Origin of the sequence: Proteus mirabilis HI4320, assembly GCF_000069965.1 — a bacterium.
In the GTDB taxonomy this organism is placed as follows: domain Bacteria; phylum Pseudomonadota; class Gammaproteobacteria; order Enterobacterales; family Enterobacteriaceae; genus Proteus; species Proteus mirabilis.
The window spans coordinates 1350143-1368907 of the sequence record NC_010554.1 but is presented as its reverse complement, the minus strand read 5'-3'; the positions used below and the strand labels follow the sequence as shown (position 1 = coordinate 1368907).

Sequence of the window (18765 nt, the reverse complement as noted above, 5' to 3'; positions counted from 1 at the left end):
AACATACAATTAGCCGTTATTAAAAACAATACATAAACTTCAGTGGAATGTATATCGTCTAGTAGGGTGAAAATTAAAAAATTACGCTATACTGTTTATTTATACAGTATAGCGATAAAAGGGCACTTTGTTGATGATATTTTTCTTAAATATCGTTATATGCGGTTTTTTTAAGCTAGCTTGGTTTTATTTTTAATCTTCTTCAGGAGGGTAATGAAAAGCTGTATATTCGTCTACACAATCTGGCTTAGTCGGTGGACAGTTGTCTACTGTGGCAACAGATATAGATGTAAATAATAGTGTTGCTAGTATTATTGGTAATTTTATTAAAGTCATGGTTGTTGTCCTTTTCAAAATAGAGACTCCATACTAAAAAAAGCAAAGTAAAGTCACAATTTTCTTTATTATCAATAGGTTTTTATAAATTAACAGATAGAAAATTATGACTTTTTATTGTGCTATTTGATTAAGGCGCAGTGCGATTAATAGTGCGGTTAACATTAAAAAAGCAATAAACAAACCAACACCAAGCCAACCAAAATTGACCCAGAAGATCCCACCTAGTGTTCCCGCAATACTCGAGCCTGCATAATAGGTAAATAGATAAAGGGAAGAGGCCTGCGCACGTCCTCGTTTAGCTCGACGTCCAACCCAACTACTTGCTACCGCATGGGCAGCAAAAAAACCTGTAGTTAGAATAAGCATACCTATAAAAATAATTGCTAGAGAGTCAAATAGTGTAATTAATATACCCGCTAGCATCATAGAAACACCGGCAATAAACACTTTACCTAATCCATATTTATTGGTTAATAAGCCTGCTTTCGATGCACTATAAGTTCCACTCAAATAAACAATTGAAATTAAACCAACGGTTGTTTGAGTTAATGAATAAGGTGCATCTAATAGGCGATAACCAATATAATTAAATAAAGTTACAAACCCTCCCATTAACAAGCCACCTTCAATAAAAAGAAGAGGGAGTCCTTTATCTCTAAAATGCAATTTAGTTGTGATAAGAAGATTACGTGGTTTTAAGGTTGCTGGCCTAAAATGTTGTGATGTCGGCAATATTCGCCAAAAAATGATAGCAGCAACAAGGGCAAAAATACCTAAAATAATCACAGACACACGCCAAGAGTAATAATCACTCAAAACACCAGTAATAACACGGCCACTCATACCACCAATAGAGTTACCGCTAATATAAAGCCCCATCGATAAGGCTAGATAAGCAGGATGGATCTCTTCGCTAAGGTAGGTCATCGCAACGGCTGCAACACCACTAAGTGATAGTCCTACGAGTGCTCGTGTAATTAAAATCCCCGTCCAGCTATTCATCATGGCACTTAATAGTGTGAAAAAAGCCGCACAAAATAACGCAATAACCATCACATTTTTTCGACCAAACGCATCAGAAAGAGGCCCTGTAATCAATAGACCACAAGCCATAAGACCTGTAGAAAGCGATAAAGCAAGACTACTGGTTGCTGGGGTGACTGAAAATTCTTTTGATAGGATAGGTAAGATAGGTTGCACAAAGTAGAGTAATGCAAAAGTGGCTAAACCAACCATAAAAAATGACACTGTCACTTTTATATAAAGCGCGTCATCACGCTGGATATAGTGTTTCGGACTGTTTGGTTTAGAAGTGGTGTTGATAGAAACATCTTCTTTTAGGGCCATGTTTTTACTGCTTATTTCATGAGTGTCCATAAAAAGTGGCTATCCAATACTTAAATTTGATTTATATCAATGTTAGAAACATTTGATTTTTTTGTCTAATATATTAATTATTAGCAATAAGACTTTTAAAGTATCAATAGGCATTTACATCAACGAATAATACAAATTATGAATATAGAACTTCGCCATTTACGTTATTTTATTGCTGTTGCTGAAGAATTACATTTTGGTAAGGCAGCTGAGAGATTAAATATTTCCCAACCTCCTTTAAGTCAGCAAATACAAGCCTTAGAAAGTGAGATAGGGGCTCGTTTACTCGAAAGAACCAATCGTTCTGTTTCGTTAACCCCGGCAGGACAAATGTTTTTAAAAGGATCCTATCAAATTATGGCACAAGTTAAGGCGGTAGCGACACGAGCATCAAGAATGGAAAAAGGAGAATTAGGTGAAATTTCAATTGGTTTTACCTCAACAACACCTTTTATGCATTTGGTTACGTTAAGTTTGCGTCAATTTAGGGAAAATTATCCTGAAGTCGGTATTCATATGCATCAAATGAATACCAAACAGCAGATATCACCATTATTAACTGGCCACATCGATTTGGGAATTATGCGTAATACGGTGTTACCTGATAATTTGCACCACCAGCTCCTATTTCGTGAACCTTTTATTTTGGCAGTTTATGAAGGGCATCCTTTACTTGCATACAAAGAAACAGGCGTAAATATTCAAGATATTGGGCAATATCCTTTTGTATTTTTTGAGCGAGATGTAGGAACGGCGCTTTATGATGAAATTATTCAATTGCTTAGCCTTGCGGGAATTACACCAACGATAGCACAGGAAGCCGGAGAGGCGATGACCATCTTGGGGCTTGTTGCTGCCGGATTAGGGATTTCTATTGTGACAAAATCATTTACCCGCATGAAAGTTGATGGTGTGCATTATCTGCATTTTGCTAATTCGAATGCTTTCTCTGAAGTATGGTTAGTTTCTCATAACAAACGAACGATCCCCGCTGCGGCCAACAGGTTGACTCAATTATTGCTAAAAAATATCTTAGAAGATCAAAAATCTTGATTTATATGTGCTTTCCATCACGATTTTTATGTAATTATTGTACAATTATCACAAACTGACGACATAATCGAAAAATAATTATTTAGAGCTTCGAATTAATTACGGCTTTTTTATTAAGGATAAGATGAAATGGGGATCCCGCCTAGCCATATTGATCATGTAAAACAATTTAATCTTGGCACTGTTTTTCGATTAATTGATGAACATGGTCCTATTTCTCGTATCTCATTATCTAAAAAAGCAACACTTGCGCCTGCCAGTATTACTAAAATTACGCGAGAATTAGTCGAAGCACACCTTATTCATGAAACAGAATTTCCTGGGTTAGGATTTCGAGGACGGCCGGCTGTTGGTTTAAAGTTAGAGAGCAAAGGGTGGCAATTTTTATGTATTCGAGTAAATAATGGTAGCCTACTTTTTAGTTTAAGAGAGCTAGATAATCAATTAGTTGTTGAAGATACCTTCGACTTTCCTAAACAAAATAGTGATGCTTTTTTGCATCATTTCCTTGCTGCAATAGATACATTCTTTCAACGTTATCAATCAAGAGTAGAGCGCCTTACTGCAATTAGTATTACCATGAATGCAATTGTTGATCCGATTAGTGGCGTTATTTATAGCTCTCCTTACTATGCTATCCAAGATATTCCGCTGGCTGATAAAATTCAGGAAAAAACAGGTGTTGCTGTTTTCTTACAACACAGTGTAACGGCTTGGACGATGGCTGAATCACTCTATGGTGCAGCCAAAAATAACACCGATATTCTGCAAATTGTTATTGATGATATTGTCGGTGCAGGGGTTGTGACTAATGGAAAGACATTACATTCAAACAGCCATAGTGCCGTCGAAATAGGGCATACAAAAGTTATTGATTCACAGACGCAATGTTATTGTGGTGCAAAAGGGTGTTTAGAAACGGAAATATCGATCCCTCAGTTAATTAAAAAAGCACAGCACTTGGCGCAAGAAAATCCCACCTCAATACTTAATCAATATCCGATTACGGTAGAAACGCTATGTGATGCTGTATTAATTGGTGATAAACAAGCATTAGACATCATTAATTTAGTGGCGCAACGACTTGGTTTTATTTTAGCCGTGATGGTCAATATTTTTAATCCTCAAAAAATATTAATAGGTTCACCTCTGTGTAGAGCAAAATCTGCACTTTTCCCCCTGATCCTTAGTAGTATCCAACACCATGTATTACCTAGATATGCCCATAACTTGGTTATTGAAGAAACAGAATTGCGCAATAAAGGCACATTGCCAGCGGCATCACTAGTAAAAGAAGCCTTATATAATGGCTCATTATTACTTGAGTTAATGCAAGGCTAATAATAATACAATAAAGTATAATTAAAGTATTATGCATAGAGAAGTAGGCCAATTGATCACTTACATTACCCTATTTTTACTCAATTAACTAAAAAATTGAGCTAACTCAAGCCACCATAAACAGTGTTACCCTAAACTCTAATCTCTGTCATTTTTCGTAAACCTGATTTATCTGTCATAACGGAAGTAAATTATATGTTAACACGCTTGTTTGTTACGGGGACAGATACCAACATAGGTAAAACTGTTGTCACCCGAGCACTTCTTCAGTCAATAAATCGTGGCGGGACAACAGCAGTGGGCTTTAAGCCTATCGCAACCGAATTACATGAAACGGTTGAGGGTAATCGTAATCGTGATGCTCAGATTATTCATAATTCCTCACCTATTGACGCTCGCTACGACGAAATTAACCCTATTTTGCTAGAAAATTGTTATGTAAGTGAAAATGCAATAGACTTCCATCAAATTTCAAGTGAACTAAATAATTTGGGCCAAAAAGCTGAATGCGTTGTTATCGAGGGAAATGGTGGTTGGCGCTATTTACTTGATGATAATACTTTTTATTCAGACTGGGTTGCTAAAGAAAAAATTCCTGTTGTTCTAGTGGTTGGGATCCAACCTGGTTGTGTCAATCACTCAATTCTAACCGCGCAATCTATTATTAATGATGGTTTAGAATTAGTTGGTTGGGTGGCTAATAGAATTAATCCTGGGTTACCGCACTATGCAAAAATTGTAGAAAGGTTATCTCAACATATTCCAGCCCCATTGATTGGTGAAATCCCGTATTTATTGCGCCCTGAAGAACGTGATCTCTCTTGTTATCTTGACTTAAGCCAGTTAGAAATCGCTCAACCCGCTTAGTTAAGGTCAATTAAAGAGAATAAAAATAAGTTATTTCTATTCAATAACTTATTTCCTATTAATATTTAGTTTTACTTATTACTTATCAACGCCTAATGGGTTAACTCATTGGGTGTTTTTTTATTTAACAATGAATACTAAATATTAATAGCCTAATCGCTATTTAGGTTAAAAAAGAAAAGGGCACACAAAGTACCCTTTTTAGCTATTAATTCTATTAAATCAATGATTAATGGCGAGTATAAATGATTTTTTTAGAATCATTTTCACAAGTACCTACAACTTTACCTTCAGTCTGTGCAACTTGATCATTTTCAACCACTGTTAGGGTAAAGTTAGCCGCAGGAACACCATTATTTTCAATTTTTTGTTGAATATCTTGAACGACTTCATCACATCCAGCATTTGCGGCTAAAGGTGCAAATGCGAACAATGTAGCCAGTAATGCAAATAGATATTTTTTCATAACATTTCTCTCCTTGCTTGATTTTTAAAACATCATTGTTTTATTTATATTAAGGGTTAATTGGGCGACCAGTATTACTGTCTAAACAGCGACGTGTTTCTGGCTCCCAGTAAGCATAGATATTGGCGCTTTTTAAACAAGCATCACGCTCATCAATAGCTTTATCTATTTTATTAAACTCAGTTTTTTCGCGTTGGTTGATTTTATTACGGAGATCGCGTTTTTGATCCCAATCTTCTTTCATTTGTCGAGCTTGCTCTTTATCTAAAACATTATCATAGCCATTGCCATTAATGGTTACATTTGTTGAAGCTGCAACAGAAGAAAAAGAAGACACGGATAAACCAAGAAATAGTGAAAATAGCAGAGTCCTTGTTGCTTGTTTCTTAGTTAACGTATTTATCATAATGGCTATCCTCTAAAATTATGTAGCACTGAACAATGACTATTTTATATCAACAAGTATATATGATCCCTTAACAAAAAATGAGTTTTCAGTGCGTTTAATTTTGTCGGTGCACACTTAATCCGGCAAAAGATTGACTGACGGGCATCATCTCAAGCGTATTAATATTAACATGTGCAGGCAATGTTGCCGTCCAAAAAACCGCCTGTGCAACATCTTCAGGAGTAAGCGCATCTGCTCCTGCATAAGTTTGTTCTACTTTATCGGTATCACCTTTAAAGCGTACTAATGAGAACTCAGTTCCCCCCACAAGACCGGGTTCAATATCAGTAACACGTATTTTTTTACCTTGAAGATCGGCACGTAAGCCTAGGCTAAATTGCTTAACAAAGGCTTTGGTTGCACCATACACATTTCCCCCCATATAAGGCCAAGAAGCCGCTGTTGAGCTGATATTAATAATATGCCCGACATTGCGTTCAACCATTGAGGGTAGTAATGCACGAGTGACATGCACTAAACCTTTATTATTAGTTTCGATCATAGTATCCCAATCATCAAGATTGGCCTTATCAGCGGTACTTAATCCTAAAGCGAGTCCTGCATTATTGACTAATACATCAATTGAGCGCCATTGTTCTGGTAATTGGTGATAAATTTCACTGACTGCTTTTTTATCGGTGACATCTAATTGTAAAGGATAGAATAGATCGCCCAGTTCTTGATGAAGAGCTTGCAGTTTATCAAGACGTCTCGCAGTACCAATAACTTTGTGTCCATGGTTAATAAAGTGACGAGCAATAGCTTCTCCAAAACCTGCAGAAGCACCGGTGATAAATATAATCATTTACTTATCCTCATTGTTTTAATCTTTGAAAGTAAAAAGCGAACGTTAACAAGAGTCAAGTTGAAAAATGCAGCTTTGAGATAAATCAGGGGAAAGATAAGGTTCTTTGCCAATGTAAAAGATTTTTAACTTTAATCATCACTGAGTTATACGTTTTTCACTACTGATCAAAGTGGGTTGAAAGGGGGTTTTTATTTCGTGTCACAGTAGAGAAGGTTTAATACAGAGGTGTCATAAAAAAGCTAGGGCAAAACAAATAGGCTTAATAAAAACATGGTTACAACAATAATCACGACGCCTATAACGGCAATGGTAAGTGTGGGAGATAAAAGAAAGCAAAAATAACAGAGTACAAAAGTCACCGCGATATGGAGCAGATCGCTAAACTGATGATAAAGCCAAATAATCAAATTTTTAATTTTCAATAGAGCCGTTCTTACCATCATTTACTCGTAACTATGATTACTATATAGGTCATTGCTCGAATCTGAGCTTATAAAAATTTATAAGCTCAGTTTAGCATAGTAAATAACGGTAATAGTTATTTTTTGCCAACTTGATGGCCAATAACACCACCTAATACACCGCCGCCAATGGTTCCTAATGGACTACCATCTGTTAAAATTGCACCACCTATAGCACCAGCACCGGCACCAATTGCTGTATTACGATCGCGTTTTGTCATGCTTGAACAACCCGCAAGTGAAAAAAGCAGAACAGAAGCGACACACATTGTTCCAATTTTCTTAAACGTGATATTCATTTTTATAAGCTCCAGTATAAAGAACATTATAAAGTTACTGCTATCATAATCGTACTGGCATCAGAATATTCGGGAAGAATAGGGTGCAATACTCCTAAAATGCGTATTAAAAAGCATTAAAAAAGTAATAATAACTAACTATCTGATTAAGTTAGTTAATACAATGAGCATTGTATTACAAAATGAGAGATATTAAGAATAGGCTTAAAATAACTTACAGACTCTAAGCCTATTAAATCTAACGGATCAGACGGGGAGTTAGCGTTTTTTGTTGATCCAGTAATTATGCTTATCGCGTAATTCTTCTTCTGTATATTTTATCGCTTCACTATCAGAAATTTTACGATGTGCATTATATGATTGATAAATTTTTGCTTCCCAAGTCAGTATTTTTGGTAAACATTGTTCAAATACAGCATCTGAATTGTAAGTACATTTATGGGTTATTTTTGACGCGAGATCTTTGTCTGCCGAGGTAAATTGGCTATATGCTTTATTTTCATTCATAAAGCTAACCTCTTCTTTGGTAAATTCGCTTCTTCTTTGATTATCACCAAGTTGTACAATATAAGCACCAATTAGACCAATAACACTACTCAATAACCATTGTTTCCATATTTTTCTTAAAGTAAAAGGCGTTTGAGTCCTAACGCATTTAATAAGATATAGTATTAAATAAATAGCAAAATACAGTGTTGCTAAAGCGATGATTGAACTACCGATAATAATTTTTGTATTTAAATATTCCATTGGTCCTCTATTTGTACAGGTGTTTTATAAAAATATGTTTATAATGGTGGGGAGTATAAATGAAAAACAATAGGTCACCAATAGAATAAATAATTAATATTATTTAACATTATTCCATTAATAAATAAAGGGTTTTATAAGAGCGAGAAATCAAATGAGAATTGAATGTTATAGTTGGTCAGATGTTAGTGAACAAATTCTGGAGCAAGCAATAGCCTTACAAAATTCAGCTTTTGAGGATATGAAGGGTAATTTTTATCAGGTTGATATACCTTACAAGTTGGTACTGGCAATTGATGATAATCAGGTTATCGGACATGTAGCTGTTTATTTACGAGATGTTTACCTAGATTCATTTCCTGAAACCATTGGTATATTGAGTTGTGTAGTGGTGGCTCACAAATACCGAGGAAAGGGCGTTGCGGCATCATTAATAAAAATGGCTCATGCTATACTGAAAGAGCATTCTGTTAATTTTTCTATTTTATTTGCTGTTTCTCATGCTTATTATCTCTCCTCTGGATATATTCCGATGAAAAATCTCACCCGTTTTATTGAGAATAATGAGAAGAAAGAATTTATATATGACGGTGGTATGGTGTGTGAATTAGGTAGTCAAAATTGGAATGTAAATATATTAGAATTAAATGGGGAAGTTGTATAATTCACAAGTGGTGTGACAAATGGTGTAAATAGTATAAATAGGTGTAAAATTACTATTTATACCTTTAGAGAAATATTAATAAAAAACTTAGTTAAAATTGGTTTTAATATCTGATTTCTGCTCTATCAGAATAATTACTCAACGATAAATGAAACATCGACAGCTCCTGAATATTTATCTGCTATAACTTTGCCATTAGCACATAGGCCAAATAGAAAAGTTTGATTAAAGGATTTTATATTATCCATATTGGGTATATAGTGACCATCAAAGAATCTAATGGCACTTGTATCATTCGCTTGACATGTTTGATTTGTTAAATTTTTTAATGATGCAACAACATAAACTTCTGATTGATTGTTTGATTTTGTTCCATTTAAAAGCATTCCAGACATATTTCCACTAACAAGACTATTATAAGCTTTTATTGTAATATAGTTTTTTCCACCTTGAGTACATGTAACATTAACGGAATTTACTGGTGAAGTATCTAATAATGTTGGTGAAGTAAATGTTGATGTAAATTGATCTTTAAATTTAATATTAGTCTCAGTACTACTTGTCACGTTACAGCTTCTTAAGGCCGTAACTTTAATTTCTCCAGGGCGGATAAAATAAGCAGTACTATCATCAACGCTATTAGCTGTATTTCTTGACAACTTAAAACTAGTTTCTAATGAAAAAATACCAGGTTTTATATCGCCATATGCATAAACTGAATAACTATTTATACTGATAGAGACAAAAGATCGAAAAGAAGGATCATAAAAATTTTCTTGATCATAAGCCGAAGGTCCCCAACAAAAAGAACCATTTTTGCTTACATTATATAAACTTGAACGAGTCAACTTAGATCGAGTTAATACTCCTTTTATATTTTGGATACCTGAATTATTAGTTTTATATTGTCCTCCAATGTTTCCATTTATCGCCAATAGTAAATAGCCAGAGGTAGGATAGTTTTTATTTATTAGTTTAAATCCCCATTCATTAATTTCAGGTATTTTTTGTAGCCCATCGGTACTACCACAATAACCCGTCTGGTTGGTAAGGCTCAGAAAACCAAGCCTAGCATAATAATTAGCGCTCGAAGGGGCAGTGAAACTTTTAGGAAAGGTTTCAGCTAATTTTGTCACTGGAACAACTTCGCCTACATAGCCAGTTTTCCCTGCCATTATTTTAATTTCACCATCAGTAGCATAGCTTAATGTTGTACCTATTGTCATGAGTAATATAAAAAATGGTGAGTATTTCATTTTCATAAATGTTCCTAGGAATTTACTAAAAATTATTTCTTATTAAGAGACAAGGTTTTTATTAAATTAGCCTAGCATATAAAAAAGGAATATTCATAAAAATATTTATATTCCAATATGATTATCTTTATGCGACTATCTCTATAGGAATAATTTACTTTAACTATAATGGAGCTTTAATTTTATCTATTCTGATGTATTAAATATAGAAATAAGACGAACAAGGAAATATACAAAAATCACTCTTATATATGAGATGTGTTATATATTATGAACATGTCATCATTTCCTATAACAAACCTCGGCTAGCAATGTAGCATCAGCATATAAATTAAAGAAAGTCGGTTGGAAATACTAAAGTAGTGACCAAGTCCAATTGAATAATCAATCAGCCAAAAACAGAGATTTCAGCGCCTATCCGTATTTACCTATCATGGTTCGCATAATGTGTGACGCTATGTTACAAAAGGGTTCTGAGCGATTGCGGTAGAATGGGGTTGGGGTTTACCGCAATCGAGAAGGTTCGTCTTTATACATATAGTGGATTATGTGAATCAAGAACCTTCTAACTTAACTGACGGTAGAAACATCTAAAAAGGCTTTATTAAAATCCTTTCTAAAGTAGTATCTGATAAAAAGACAAAAAACATTGGGTCCAACCAACATAATCAATCAGCCAAAAACAGAGATTTCAGCGACTATCCGTATTTACCTATCGTGGTTCGCATAATGTATATTATGTTAAATGGCATGTAATAACCAATAACTTTATGGATGCTTTCTTTTAATGATTTAGCGCTTCAAAGCCCTATTGACTCAGATATGTGTTAAGAATTTAATAACTCCACTTCTAACCAATCTGAGAATTTTTATGGGATACTCGATATGACATTTACTATGTAGAGATAAAAATATATAGTAGAACTAAGTCACAAGAATATTACACCATTCAAAATCGTAATAGTTTTTTATTTAGCCTTATAGATGCATTGTTATATGATCCTGCTGGAAGCTATACCGGATGTAAAAATAATCAATGTGAAGATGGTTCTTACACATTAAGGGGGTCAGGTGATTTCTTTCAATATCCTGATTTCAATTGGGATGATTACCTTTCTTACCAGTTATGGGATGGTGATGATATCGTTATTATAGAGTTTGTAATTCCGAGAGAACAAGCTGAACACATTACCAAACTTATTTATGAACTTGGTGGTGCTAATGCTTTATTTTGTGCTACTAGAATCACTCATGTTTTAAAGTTATCTGGTGGTGTATTTAGTAATCTTGATACTCCAATTTATATACGTTCTCCTTGGGAGTTAAAAAAACAACTGCTTGATATCTATTTTCCAGAGCGAGGAGGAATCATTTCAGGTGCGTATTAATAAGAACTCCCTAATACCATATATATCAATATTTATCAGTGTGCTTTTTTATTATGCTGAAATGGCTCATCAGCTTTTTTTTAATATATTTTCGCATGCGACGAATGCCATAGCATTATTCGGTCATATTAATATTATAAGTCACTACTACCTTGTCTATCTGATTGTTATAACACCTGTGTTTGTTTTTTTAAATGGAAAAATGAATTCACTATATAAATGTTTGTTTTATTTTATTTTTCCTTATTTTTTATCTCTATTTGCATGGTATACACATATCTACTTCGATTTACCCAAAAATTCTAACTTAGGAAGTGGGACATTACTTGGTGAATTTGGCTACATAACAGTGACTATCTATATCATATACGGTTCATTCTTAATCCCACTAATTGCATGTTTGTGTGAGATTTTTATTCGATTACTCTATCGATATCTATACAGGTTTTATTAATAACTAATCTGTGCACGATATCCCCCTACATCTAGATCATATTGTTATATTAAAATATTGGGCAAAAGCTTTATTGCCCTTTTCATTAATCGTCACTTCTCTATATCCTTGGTGGCGTTTTATCCAACCTTGTGTCTGTGCATGATTAAGTAATGCACTGCCAATTTGTCCACCTAGATGAAAACGTCTTTCACTCCAATCTAAACAAGGACAACAAATATTGCGCGAATGTTTTGCTTGGAAATTAAGTCCCATCAATTTAAAGCGTTTATCTCCGAATTCAGTTATTTCTGTTCCATCTTTTGTTATCCATTCTTCTTGGCAAAGTACCTGATAAATTTTAACGGCAATTTCACCGGCTAAATGGTTATAGCATGTACGTGCTTTTCTTAAATGTTCTGGGGTGGTAATTTTTGCTTGTGATACATGAACTGTTGAGAAGCTCATCAAATTTTCAATAACTTTTGCTATATCATCACTAGCTAATCGAAAATAGCGATATTTACCACGAGAGATCACAGAAATAAGGCCGCTACTGAGTAATTTTGATAAATGGCTACTTGTGGTAGATGCGGAGATATCCGCAACAATGCTCAACTCGGTGGCTGTCCATGCCCTTCCATCCATCAAAGCACAGAGTATTTTTACTCTGGAAATATCCGCAATAGCGGCTCCAACCGCGGCTATTGCTGACTCCAAAGTATGCTCATATTCCGTTTTTGTTTTGTAATTATTCATCTTATAACGGCTCTATTGTCCAGTACGGTGCAATTACGTGTGAGTACTTGTAAACTCATAACAACGTTCTAGTTTAACTATACTTATTTTATAAAAATCAAAAATGCTCTTTTTACCTTCCTGCTGTGCTTTGCTGTGCAAAATATTATTTTTCCATTGCAGTATAGCATCTTCATTTTTCCACCAAGAAAGCGATAATAGCTTTCCTTCCGTCGCTAGGCTTTGAAAGCGCTCGATAGATATAAATCCATCAATGTTGTTTAGTAATGGTCTTAGTTGAGATGCTAAAGATAAATATTGCCCCTGCTTACTTGTGGCTATTTGAACTTCAAAGATAACAGCGATCATTTTATTCTCCTTGTTAAGAATAAGCAGGATAACAAAGAAAATAATAAACGTTTCGATACCTATTGAAATGTTACTCTGTACTGAATGTAGAGTAGAAATGAAGTTAGTATCTTTATTAAGCAATGATATCTTTAAAAGCACTTGTTACTTGTTATATTTATAACAAAAAATGTAGTATTATCAGATTTTTATGTGCAAAAACATAACGTAAGAGAAAAATAATGAAAGTTCATTATGCTGTAGGTAAATATATAATTGCTATATTTATTCTATTACTGCTTGTTATCACCACCCTATTATTTTTTACAAGCCATATTCAAGACTTTGACTATGAAAACAAAGATCAAGAAGAATTAAGTTTTTTATCTCAAGGAAACCGTCTATCAGGAACTCTTCTTACTCCTCAACATAAGACTCCGTCAGCGGTTATCGTTGTTATTCATGGTGATGGGCCTCAAGATCGTTATTCAAATGGTGGCTACAACCCTCTGTTCAATACATTTTTGGATGCAAATATCGCGATATTCTCGTGGGATAAAGCAGGCATTGGTGATAGTCAAGGAAACTGGCTACATCAATCAATGGAAGCTCGCGCTGAAGAAACGGTAGCTGCATTAAAATTAATGCAACTTCGTTATCCCGAAGTTCAAGTAGGTTTTTTAGGGTTTTCTCAAGCCGGATGGGTTATTCCTATCGCCGCTAGTCAATCACAACCAGCTTTTTCTGTGATTATTGGTGGTGCTGTCAATTGGCGAGAACAAGGACAATATTATCAAAAATTGCGTTATGAACAGCAAGGAAAAACACCGGATGAAATTATACAATTGCTGGCAAAAGAACAAAAAGAAAATGATGATATTTTTGGACTACATGGTACAAAAGATCGCACTCGTCGCAATGATATGAGTGAAGATCGATTTAATTTTGTTGTTAAAAATTACTTAAGTGATTCATCAAGTTATTTAAGAAAAATGAATGGTCGTATATTAGCGGTATGGGGAAATAATGACTTAAACGTTAATGCTCAGCTTAATGCTTGTCGCTATCGTGCAATATTAAATACTCATCATCAAGCTGATATTGTTGTTTTCCCTCATGCTAGTCATGGATTACTCCGTGTGCCAGAATTTAATTATCAATTAGAAAGTGATTGGCCAATATACCGTCAATTACAATTTCTGTGGGCTGGCCGTAAAGCTTACACTGAAGGTTCGTTACCACTTATTATCGATTGGATAAAAAATAAAAATCCGGATTTCTCTCCCTATAATATGGATTGTAATTTATGATTTTTAACCATAATAACAATATAGATGGCTTTATACTTTGGTTGTCTCTTGTGTTACTTTCTTGTACTCTGCTACGCTTTATTATCAACCTATTTGAGTAAACCATGACAGAAGCTCGTTCTAAAGATCCACTACACGGTATCACGCTTGAAATGCAAGTTAATGCGTTAGTGGCTAAATATGGTTGGGTTAAATTAAGCCAACGAATCAAAATTAACTGTTTTAGAAACGAGCCAAGTGTAAAGTCGAGTTTGAAATTTTTGCGCAGAACCCCTTGGGCGCGCTCTGAGGTAGAAGCACTATATCTAAATCTTGTTGAAGAAAACCTTGATGATACAATCAATTATTCTGAAAGTGATCCTTGGGCAAATAGTCGCTATAAAAAATAATTGTTATTTTTATTAATTCTCATCTCTAAAATCCTTTGGTGTCATGCCAAACTCTTTTTTAAAAATAGAGTAAAAATATTGTAACGACGGATAGCCACACATCAAAGAAATCTCTTGTATTGATAATGTTGTTGTGGCTAATAAGTTTTTCGCCCTTTTCAGCTTCTCTTCATAAATCACGGCATGGATAGTCTTCCCTACTTCTTTCTTAAAACGCTGTTCTAAATTAGAACGCGACATATTTACAGCGTCTAACACTTGCTCAGTTTTTATTCCTTTACAAGCATTGTAATAAATATAGTGCATTGCTTGTACAACGGTAGGATCACTAAATGAATGAAAGTCTGTTGAGCGACGTTCAATGATTTTTACTGGAGGAACTAATATTCTTGGTAGTTGTTCGGTTGGATGCCCTTCTAATATTTGATGCAGAAGCTTCGCGGCTAAATATCCCATTTGTCGTGAACCTTGTACTACAGAAGATAACGCTATACGTGATAAATAACGTGTCATATCTTCATCATCAATGCCTATAATACTGATTTCTTCAGGCACATTAATATTTAAGTTATCACAGACTTGCAGTAAATGACGCGCTCTGGCATCGGTGACGGCAATAATACCAGTTTGTGGTGGCAACGTTTGTATCCAGTCAGATAAACGATTCTGTGCATGTTGCCAATTCTCTTGTGTGATATCCATACCGTTATAAATGATGCCAGGGTATTTTTCGCGAGTAACTAATTGCCGGAATGCATATTCTCTCTCATTAGACCAATGCGGGTAGTTTTTTGCCGGTAATCCATAAAAAGCAAAATGTTTAAGCCCTTTTTGCTTTAAATGTAAAAAAGCTTGATGAATCAATTGGTAATTATCAGTAGCAATATACGGCACAGAAGGATAATCTTTTGCTTGATGATAAGAGCCACCGACACCAATAACAGATAAGGGTGATTGGCTTAAATGTTGAGTAATAATGGGATCGTCAAAGTCTGCAATAATGCCGTCACAAACCCAATGATTAATATTATCAAGGCGAGTGCGGAAATCTTCTTCAATAAATACATCCCAATGGCACTGTGACGCCTGCAAGTATTCACCTACCCCTTCAACAACTTGTCGGTCATAGACTTTATTAGCGTTGAATAACAGCACGATACGAAAATATTTATCTTTTTTCATATTAGATCACCCACTCTTCCATGTTGGCCATTAAACCACAGCTTTGTATTTGCCAGCATTCTCCTTCGTGGCTATGTGATTACTATCACACAAGTCAGATTTCGTAATAGCAAAGTAAAAAATAGGAATAACCAAGAGTAAGTACAACGAGTATTTTGTTGTTAAACCACATTGCCGAGGGGATTTTCATGAATCAGAATAACTTTAATAAATTAATTTCTAGGCAAAATACCTACAGTGCTAAATGGTGCAACAGTAACGCCAATGTTATTCCATTATCGGTTGCCGATATGGATATTTCTGCACCAGATTTTATTATTAACAAACTCAGTCAGTTTAATTTAACCGGTATTTATGGCTATACCGATCTTAGCTCTGATTGGAATAATGTTGCGGTAAATTGGTTTAAATCTCAATATGCTTGGCATGTTACACCTGAATCTGTGGTGTTTTGCCCTCGTATTATCCAAGCCGTCTCTCTCTATATTCAAAATTTTACTCAAATTGGCGATAAAGTGACAACCTTGTCACCTGCTTATCATCCTATTAGCAATACAGTTTGTGTAAATCATCGCCAGCTACTAGAAAGCCCATTAATTTATCATAATGGGTGCTATGAAATAGATTTTGACGATTTAGAAGATAAATTTAAACAATCTGTCTGTTTTATATTGCTTTCTCCCCATAATCCAACCGGAACAGTATGGCAACAAGCTGATTTATTAAAAATTGCTAAACTTGCTGAAAAATATAAAGTTTTTATTATTTCTGATGATGTTCATGCTGATTTTGTTTTTGATAATGCCATTTATCGACCTATATCAACTTTAAGTAGCTATGTAGAGCAACACTCTTTTATTTGCACATCACCGGCTAAAACCTTCAATTTAGCGGGGCTTGAAATAGCCAATATTGTGATTGCTAATCCAGAATATCGTGAGAAATTTAAACAATGCTTAATTGCCGCAGGTATTCATAATCCTGGTTACTTCTCTGTCCCTGCTTTCTTACAAGCTTATACCTTACAAGGTCAACAATGGATCAAGGAGCTTAAACATTACCTTGCTGAAAACAGGCAGTGGGTAAAAGAGCAATGTGCACGTTATTTTCCTGATTGGGTTATTACTCAAAGCCATGGCACCTACATGCTATGGATCAATTATCAAAAAATGCAGTTAACCGAACAACAATTAAAGCATTGGTTTGTTTCATTAGCCGAAGTAGAAATGAGTTGGGGAAGCGGTTTTGGTGCGGCTGGGGATGGTTTTTTCCGCATTAATATTGCTACACCTCGTTCAATATTAGAAACCGTTTTTACTCGGCTTATTCGTACCTCACCTCACGCCAGTTTGGAATAAATTACAATGAAAACGCAAACGATAAATAATCCGAGAACCCCTACACTTCTCGAGTCACTGTTTCCTATATTTACAATGGTGGTGCTATTAGGCGGAGGTTACGCCACTTTTGATTTACCTCCCGAACCACTAATGGTGTTATCAACCGTCGTCGCGGCATTATTAGTTAAACGATTAGGCTATCGTTACGACGAAATCTTAACGGCTATCTCACAAAAAATCGCCAAAACGATGCCGGCTTTGCTGATCTTAATTAGCGTTGGTTTATTAATCGGGACATGGATGGTGGGAGGAACCATTCCACTGATGATCTACTATGGATTAAAGATGATCAGTCCTGAAATGCTATATGTTACAGCACTGCTAGTGACATCATTAGTATCAGTTTGTACTGGTACTTCATGGGGCTCGGCGGGCACTATTGGCGTCGCTTTTATGGGCGTTGCTGTCGGTATGGAGGCTAATCTTGCAGCAACTGCGGGTGCTGTTGTTGCTGGTGCTTATTTTGGTGACAAACTCTCACCGCTATCAGGGGATACTAACCTTGCTGCAATGGCGGCCAGAATAGATCTTTATCAACATATCTGTCACCTGCTTTATACCACATTACCTTCCTTGATCCTCACAGCGATTATCATGACTGTCTATGGTATGAATGGCGATTTAGCAGGACAAGGAGTGCCTGAAAAAGTTACCTTAATTACCAATGGGTTGGAGAATATTTACCACTTCAACTTGATCCTGCTTATTCCTGTATTAGTCATTTTATATGGTTCGGTCACGAAAAAACCGACTATTCCAGTTATGCTGGCCTCTGCCGCTATTGCGATGTTGAATGCTTATCTTATTCAAGGATTTGGCTTACATGATATCGTAAAAAGTGCCGTTGATGGCTTTAATGTCTCCATGATCCAAGGTAAAGAAGTACCTGAATTATTAGGTAATTTATTAAATCGTGGTGGTATGAACTCCATGATGAGCACCCTACTTATCTGTTTCTGCGCACTCTCCTTTGCGGGGACTCTATCTTTAAGCGGTGCATTAGAAGTGATAGTTCATGCACTGCTAAAAATGGTGCATTCAACGGGATCGATGATCTTAGCGACTATTGCCTGTGGACTGACCATGATTGGTGTTACTTGCAATGGACAAATCTCTATTCTTATTCCTATCGAAATGTTACGTGGTGCGTATATTGAACGCGGTTTACACCCTAAAAACCTTGCTCGTACTGTTGAAGATTCCGCCACTATTTTTGAGCCTATCTTACCTTGGACTGCTGCCGGCGCTTATATGGCGGGTACATTAGGTGTTGCAACCCTAAGTTATTTGCCTTGGGCTGTATTGTGCTGGAGTGGCATCTTCTTTGCCATGTTATGGGGTTTCACCGGTTTTGGCATTGCTAAATTAACACCAGAAGAGCAGGAAGAAATGACTGCTGAGCTTGGATCACATTCAGAATTACAACTTGATACTAAATAAGGACGGTT

Annotated in this window: 19 protein-coding genes; 9 read left to right on the top strand and 10 right to left on the bottom strand. The window is 35.4% G+C overall.

Annotated elements, in window-relative coordinates:
* Nucleotides 1–450: 450 nt before the first annotated feature.
* Nucleotides 451–1716: an MFS transporter gene (locus tag PMI_RS06245; RefSeq protein WP_004251149.1), complete on the bottom strand. Its 1266-nt coding sequence runs from the start codon at nt 1714–1716 to the stop codon at nt 451–453.
* 138 nt (nt 1717–1854) lie between these two features.
* Here PMI_RS06245 and PMI_RS06240 point away from each other — a divergent pair, with 138 nt between their 5' ends.
* From PMI_RS06240 to bioD, 3 genes are all read left to right on the top strand, one after another.
* Nucleotides 1855–2769 carry a LysR family transcriptional regulator gene (locus PMI_RS06240; protein ID WP_012367946.1) on the top strand — a complete coding sequence of 305 codons (915 nt, stop codon included), beginning with the start codon at nt 1855–1857 and terminating at the stop codon, nt 2767–2769.
* A 129-nt stretch (nt 2770–2898) separates the two neighbouring features.
* Nucleotides 2899–4110, top strand: coding sequence for a sugar metabolism global transcriptional regulator Mlc (gene mlc, locus PMI_RS06235; RefSeq protein WP_004242997.1), 1212 nt, complete (start codon nt 2899–2901; stop codon nt 4108–4110).
* 195 nt (nt 4111–4305) lie between these two features.
* Nucleotides 4306–4977 (top strand): dethiobiotin synthase, encoded by a 672-nt coding sequence (gene bioD / locus PMI_RS06230; RefSeq protein WP_004242994.1) that lies wholly within the window; start codon nt 4306–4308, stop codon nt 4975–4977.
* Nucleotides 4978–5206: 229 nt separating this feature from the next.
* On the opposite strand, the gene PMI_RS06225 is transcribed toward bioD, so the two are convergent.
* The 5 genes from PMI_RS06225 to PMI_RS06205 form a co-directional block, all read right to left on the bottom strand.
* Entirely contained in the window at nt 5207–5443 is a 237-nt protein-coding gene (locus PMI_RS06225; protein ID WP_012367945.1) for a DUF1161 domain-containing protein, read from the bottom strand.
* 49 nt (nt 5444–5492) lie between these two features.
* Nucleotides 5493–5849 carry a DUF1283 family protein gene (locus PMI_RS06220; protein ID WP_004242992.1) on the bottom strand — a complete coding sequence of 119 codons (357 nt, stop codon included), beginning with the start codon at nt 5847–5849 and terminating at the stop codon, nt 5493–5495.
* Nucleotides 5850–5946: 97 nt separating this feature from the next.
* Nucleotides 5947–6696: a bifunctional NADP-dependent 3-hydroxy acid dehydrogenase/3-hydroxypropionate dehydrogenase YdfG gene (ydfG, locus tag PMI_RS06215; RefSeq protein ID WP_004242991.1), complete on the bottom strand. Its 750-nt coding sequence runs from the start codon at nt 6694–6696 to the stop codon at nt 5947–5949.
* 541 nt (nt 6697–7237) lie between these two features.
* Nucleotides 7238–7459: an osmotically-inducible lipoprotein OsmB gene (osmB, locus tag PMI_RS06210; protein ID WP_004248092.1), complete on the bottom strand. Its 222-nt coding sequence runs from the start codon at nt 7457–7459 to the stop codon at nt 7238–7240.
* Between the two features lie 258 nt (nt 7460–7717).
* A complete protein-coding gene (locus PMI_RS06205; protein ID WP_004242988.1) occupies nt 7718–8209 on the bottom strand; it encodes a hypothetical protein in 492 nt (163 codons plus the stop codon).
* Nucleotides 8210–8363: 154 nt separating this feature from the next.
* Here PMI_RS06205 and PMI_RS06200 point away from each other — a divergent pair, with 154 nt between their 5' ends.
* Entirely contained in the window at nt 8364–8873 is a 510-nt protein-coding gene (locus tag PMI_RS06200; RefSeq protein WP_012367943.1) for a GNAT family N-acetyltransferase, read from the top strand.
* Between the two features lie 134 nt (nt 8874–9007).
* Here the strand turns inward: PMI_RS06200 and PMI_RS06195 are convergent, their stop codons facing one another.
* A complete protein-coding gene (locus tag PMI_RS06195; protein ID WP_012367942.1) occupies nt 9008–10135 on the bottom strand; it encodes a hypothetical protein in 1128 nt (375 codons plus the stop codon).
* 983 nt (nt 10136–11118) lie between these two features.
* Between PMI_RS06195 and PMI_RS06190 the strand changes: the two genes are divergently transcribed.
* On the top strand, nt 11119–11517 hold the full coding sequence (locus PMI_RS06190; protein ID WP_012367941.1) for a hypothetical protein: 399 nt from the start codon (nt 11119–11121) through the stop codon (nt 11515–11517).
* 490 nt (nt 11518–12007) lie between these two features.
* On the opposite strand, the gene PMI_RS06185 is transcribed toward PMI_RS06190, so the two are convergent.
* Both PMI_RS06185 and PMI_RS06180 read right to left on the bottom strand, forming a co-directional pair.
* The gene (locus PMI_RS06185; protein WP_012367939.1) at nt 12008–12709 is read right to left on the bottom strand and encodes an ArsR family transcriptional regulator; all 702 of its coding nucleotides are present in this window, start codon (nt 12707–12709) and stop codon (nt 12008–12010) included.
* A gap of 33 nt (nt 12710–12742) precedes the next feature.
* On the bottom strand, nt 12743–13057 hold the full coding sequence (locus PMI_RS06180; protein WP_004248086.1) for an antibiotic biosynthesis monooxygenase family protein: 315 nt from the start codon (nt 13055–13057) through the stop codon (nt 12743–12745).
* A 221-nt stretch (nt 13058–13278) separates the two neighbouring features.
* Here PMI_RS06180 and PMI_RS06175 point away from each other — a divergent pair, with 221 nt between their 5' ends.
* On the top strand, nt 13279–14346 hold the full coding sequence (locus tag PMI_RS06175; RefSeq protein ID WP_012367938.1) for an alpha/beta hydrolase family protein: 1068 nt from the start codon (nt 13279–13281) through the stop codon (nt 14344–14346).
* Between the two features lie 104 nt (nt 14347–14450).
* Nucleotides 14451–14735: a VF530 family protein gene (locus tag PMI_RS06170; RefSeq protein ID WP_012367937.1), complete on the top strand. Its 285-nt coding sequence runs from the start codon at nt 14451–14453 to the stop codon at nt 14733–14735.
* A 12-nt stretch (nt 14736–14747) separates the two neighbouring features.
* Here the strand turns inward: PMI_RS06170 and PMI_RS06165 are convergent, their stop codons facing one another.
* Complete coding sequence (locus PMI_RS06165) at nt 14748–15917, bottom strand: XylR family transcriptional regulator (RefSeq protein ID WP_004242974.1); 1170 nt, start codon at nt 15915–15917, stop codon at nt 14748–14750.
* Between the two features lie 188 nt (nt 15918–16105).
* Between PMI_RS06165 and PMI_RS06160 the strand changes: the two genes are divergently transcribed.
* Both PMI_RS06160 and nhaC read left to right on the top strand, forming a co-directional pair.
* Nucleotides 16106–17275: a MalY/PatB family protein gene (locus PMI_RS06160; protein ID WP_012367936.1), complete on the top strand. Its 1170-nt coding sequence runs from the start codon at nt 16106–16108 to the stop codon at nt 17273–17275.
* A gap of 6 nt (nt 17276–17281) precedes the next feature.
* A complete protein-coding gene (gene nhaC, locus PMI_RS06155) occupies nt 17282–18757 on the top strand; it encodes a Na+/H+ antiporter NhaC (RefSeq protein WP_012367935.1) in 1476 nt (491 codons plus the stop codon).
* The last annotated feature ends 8 nt before the right edge of the window (nt 18758–18765 follow it).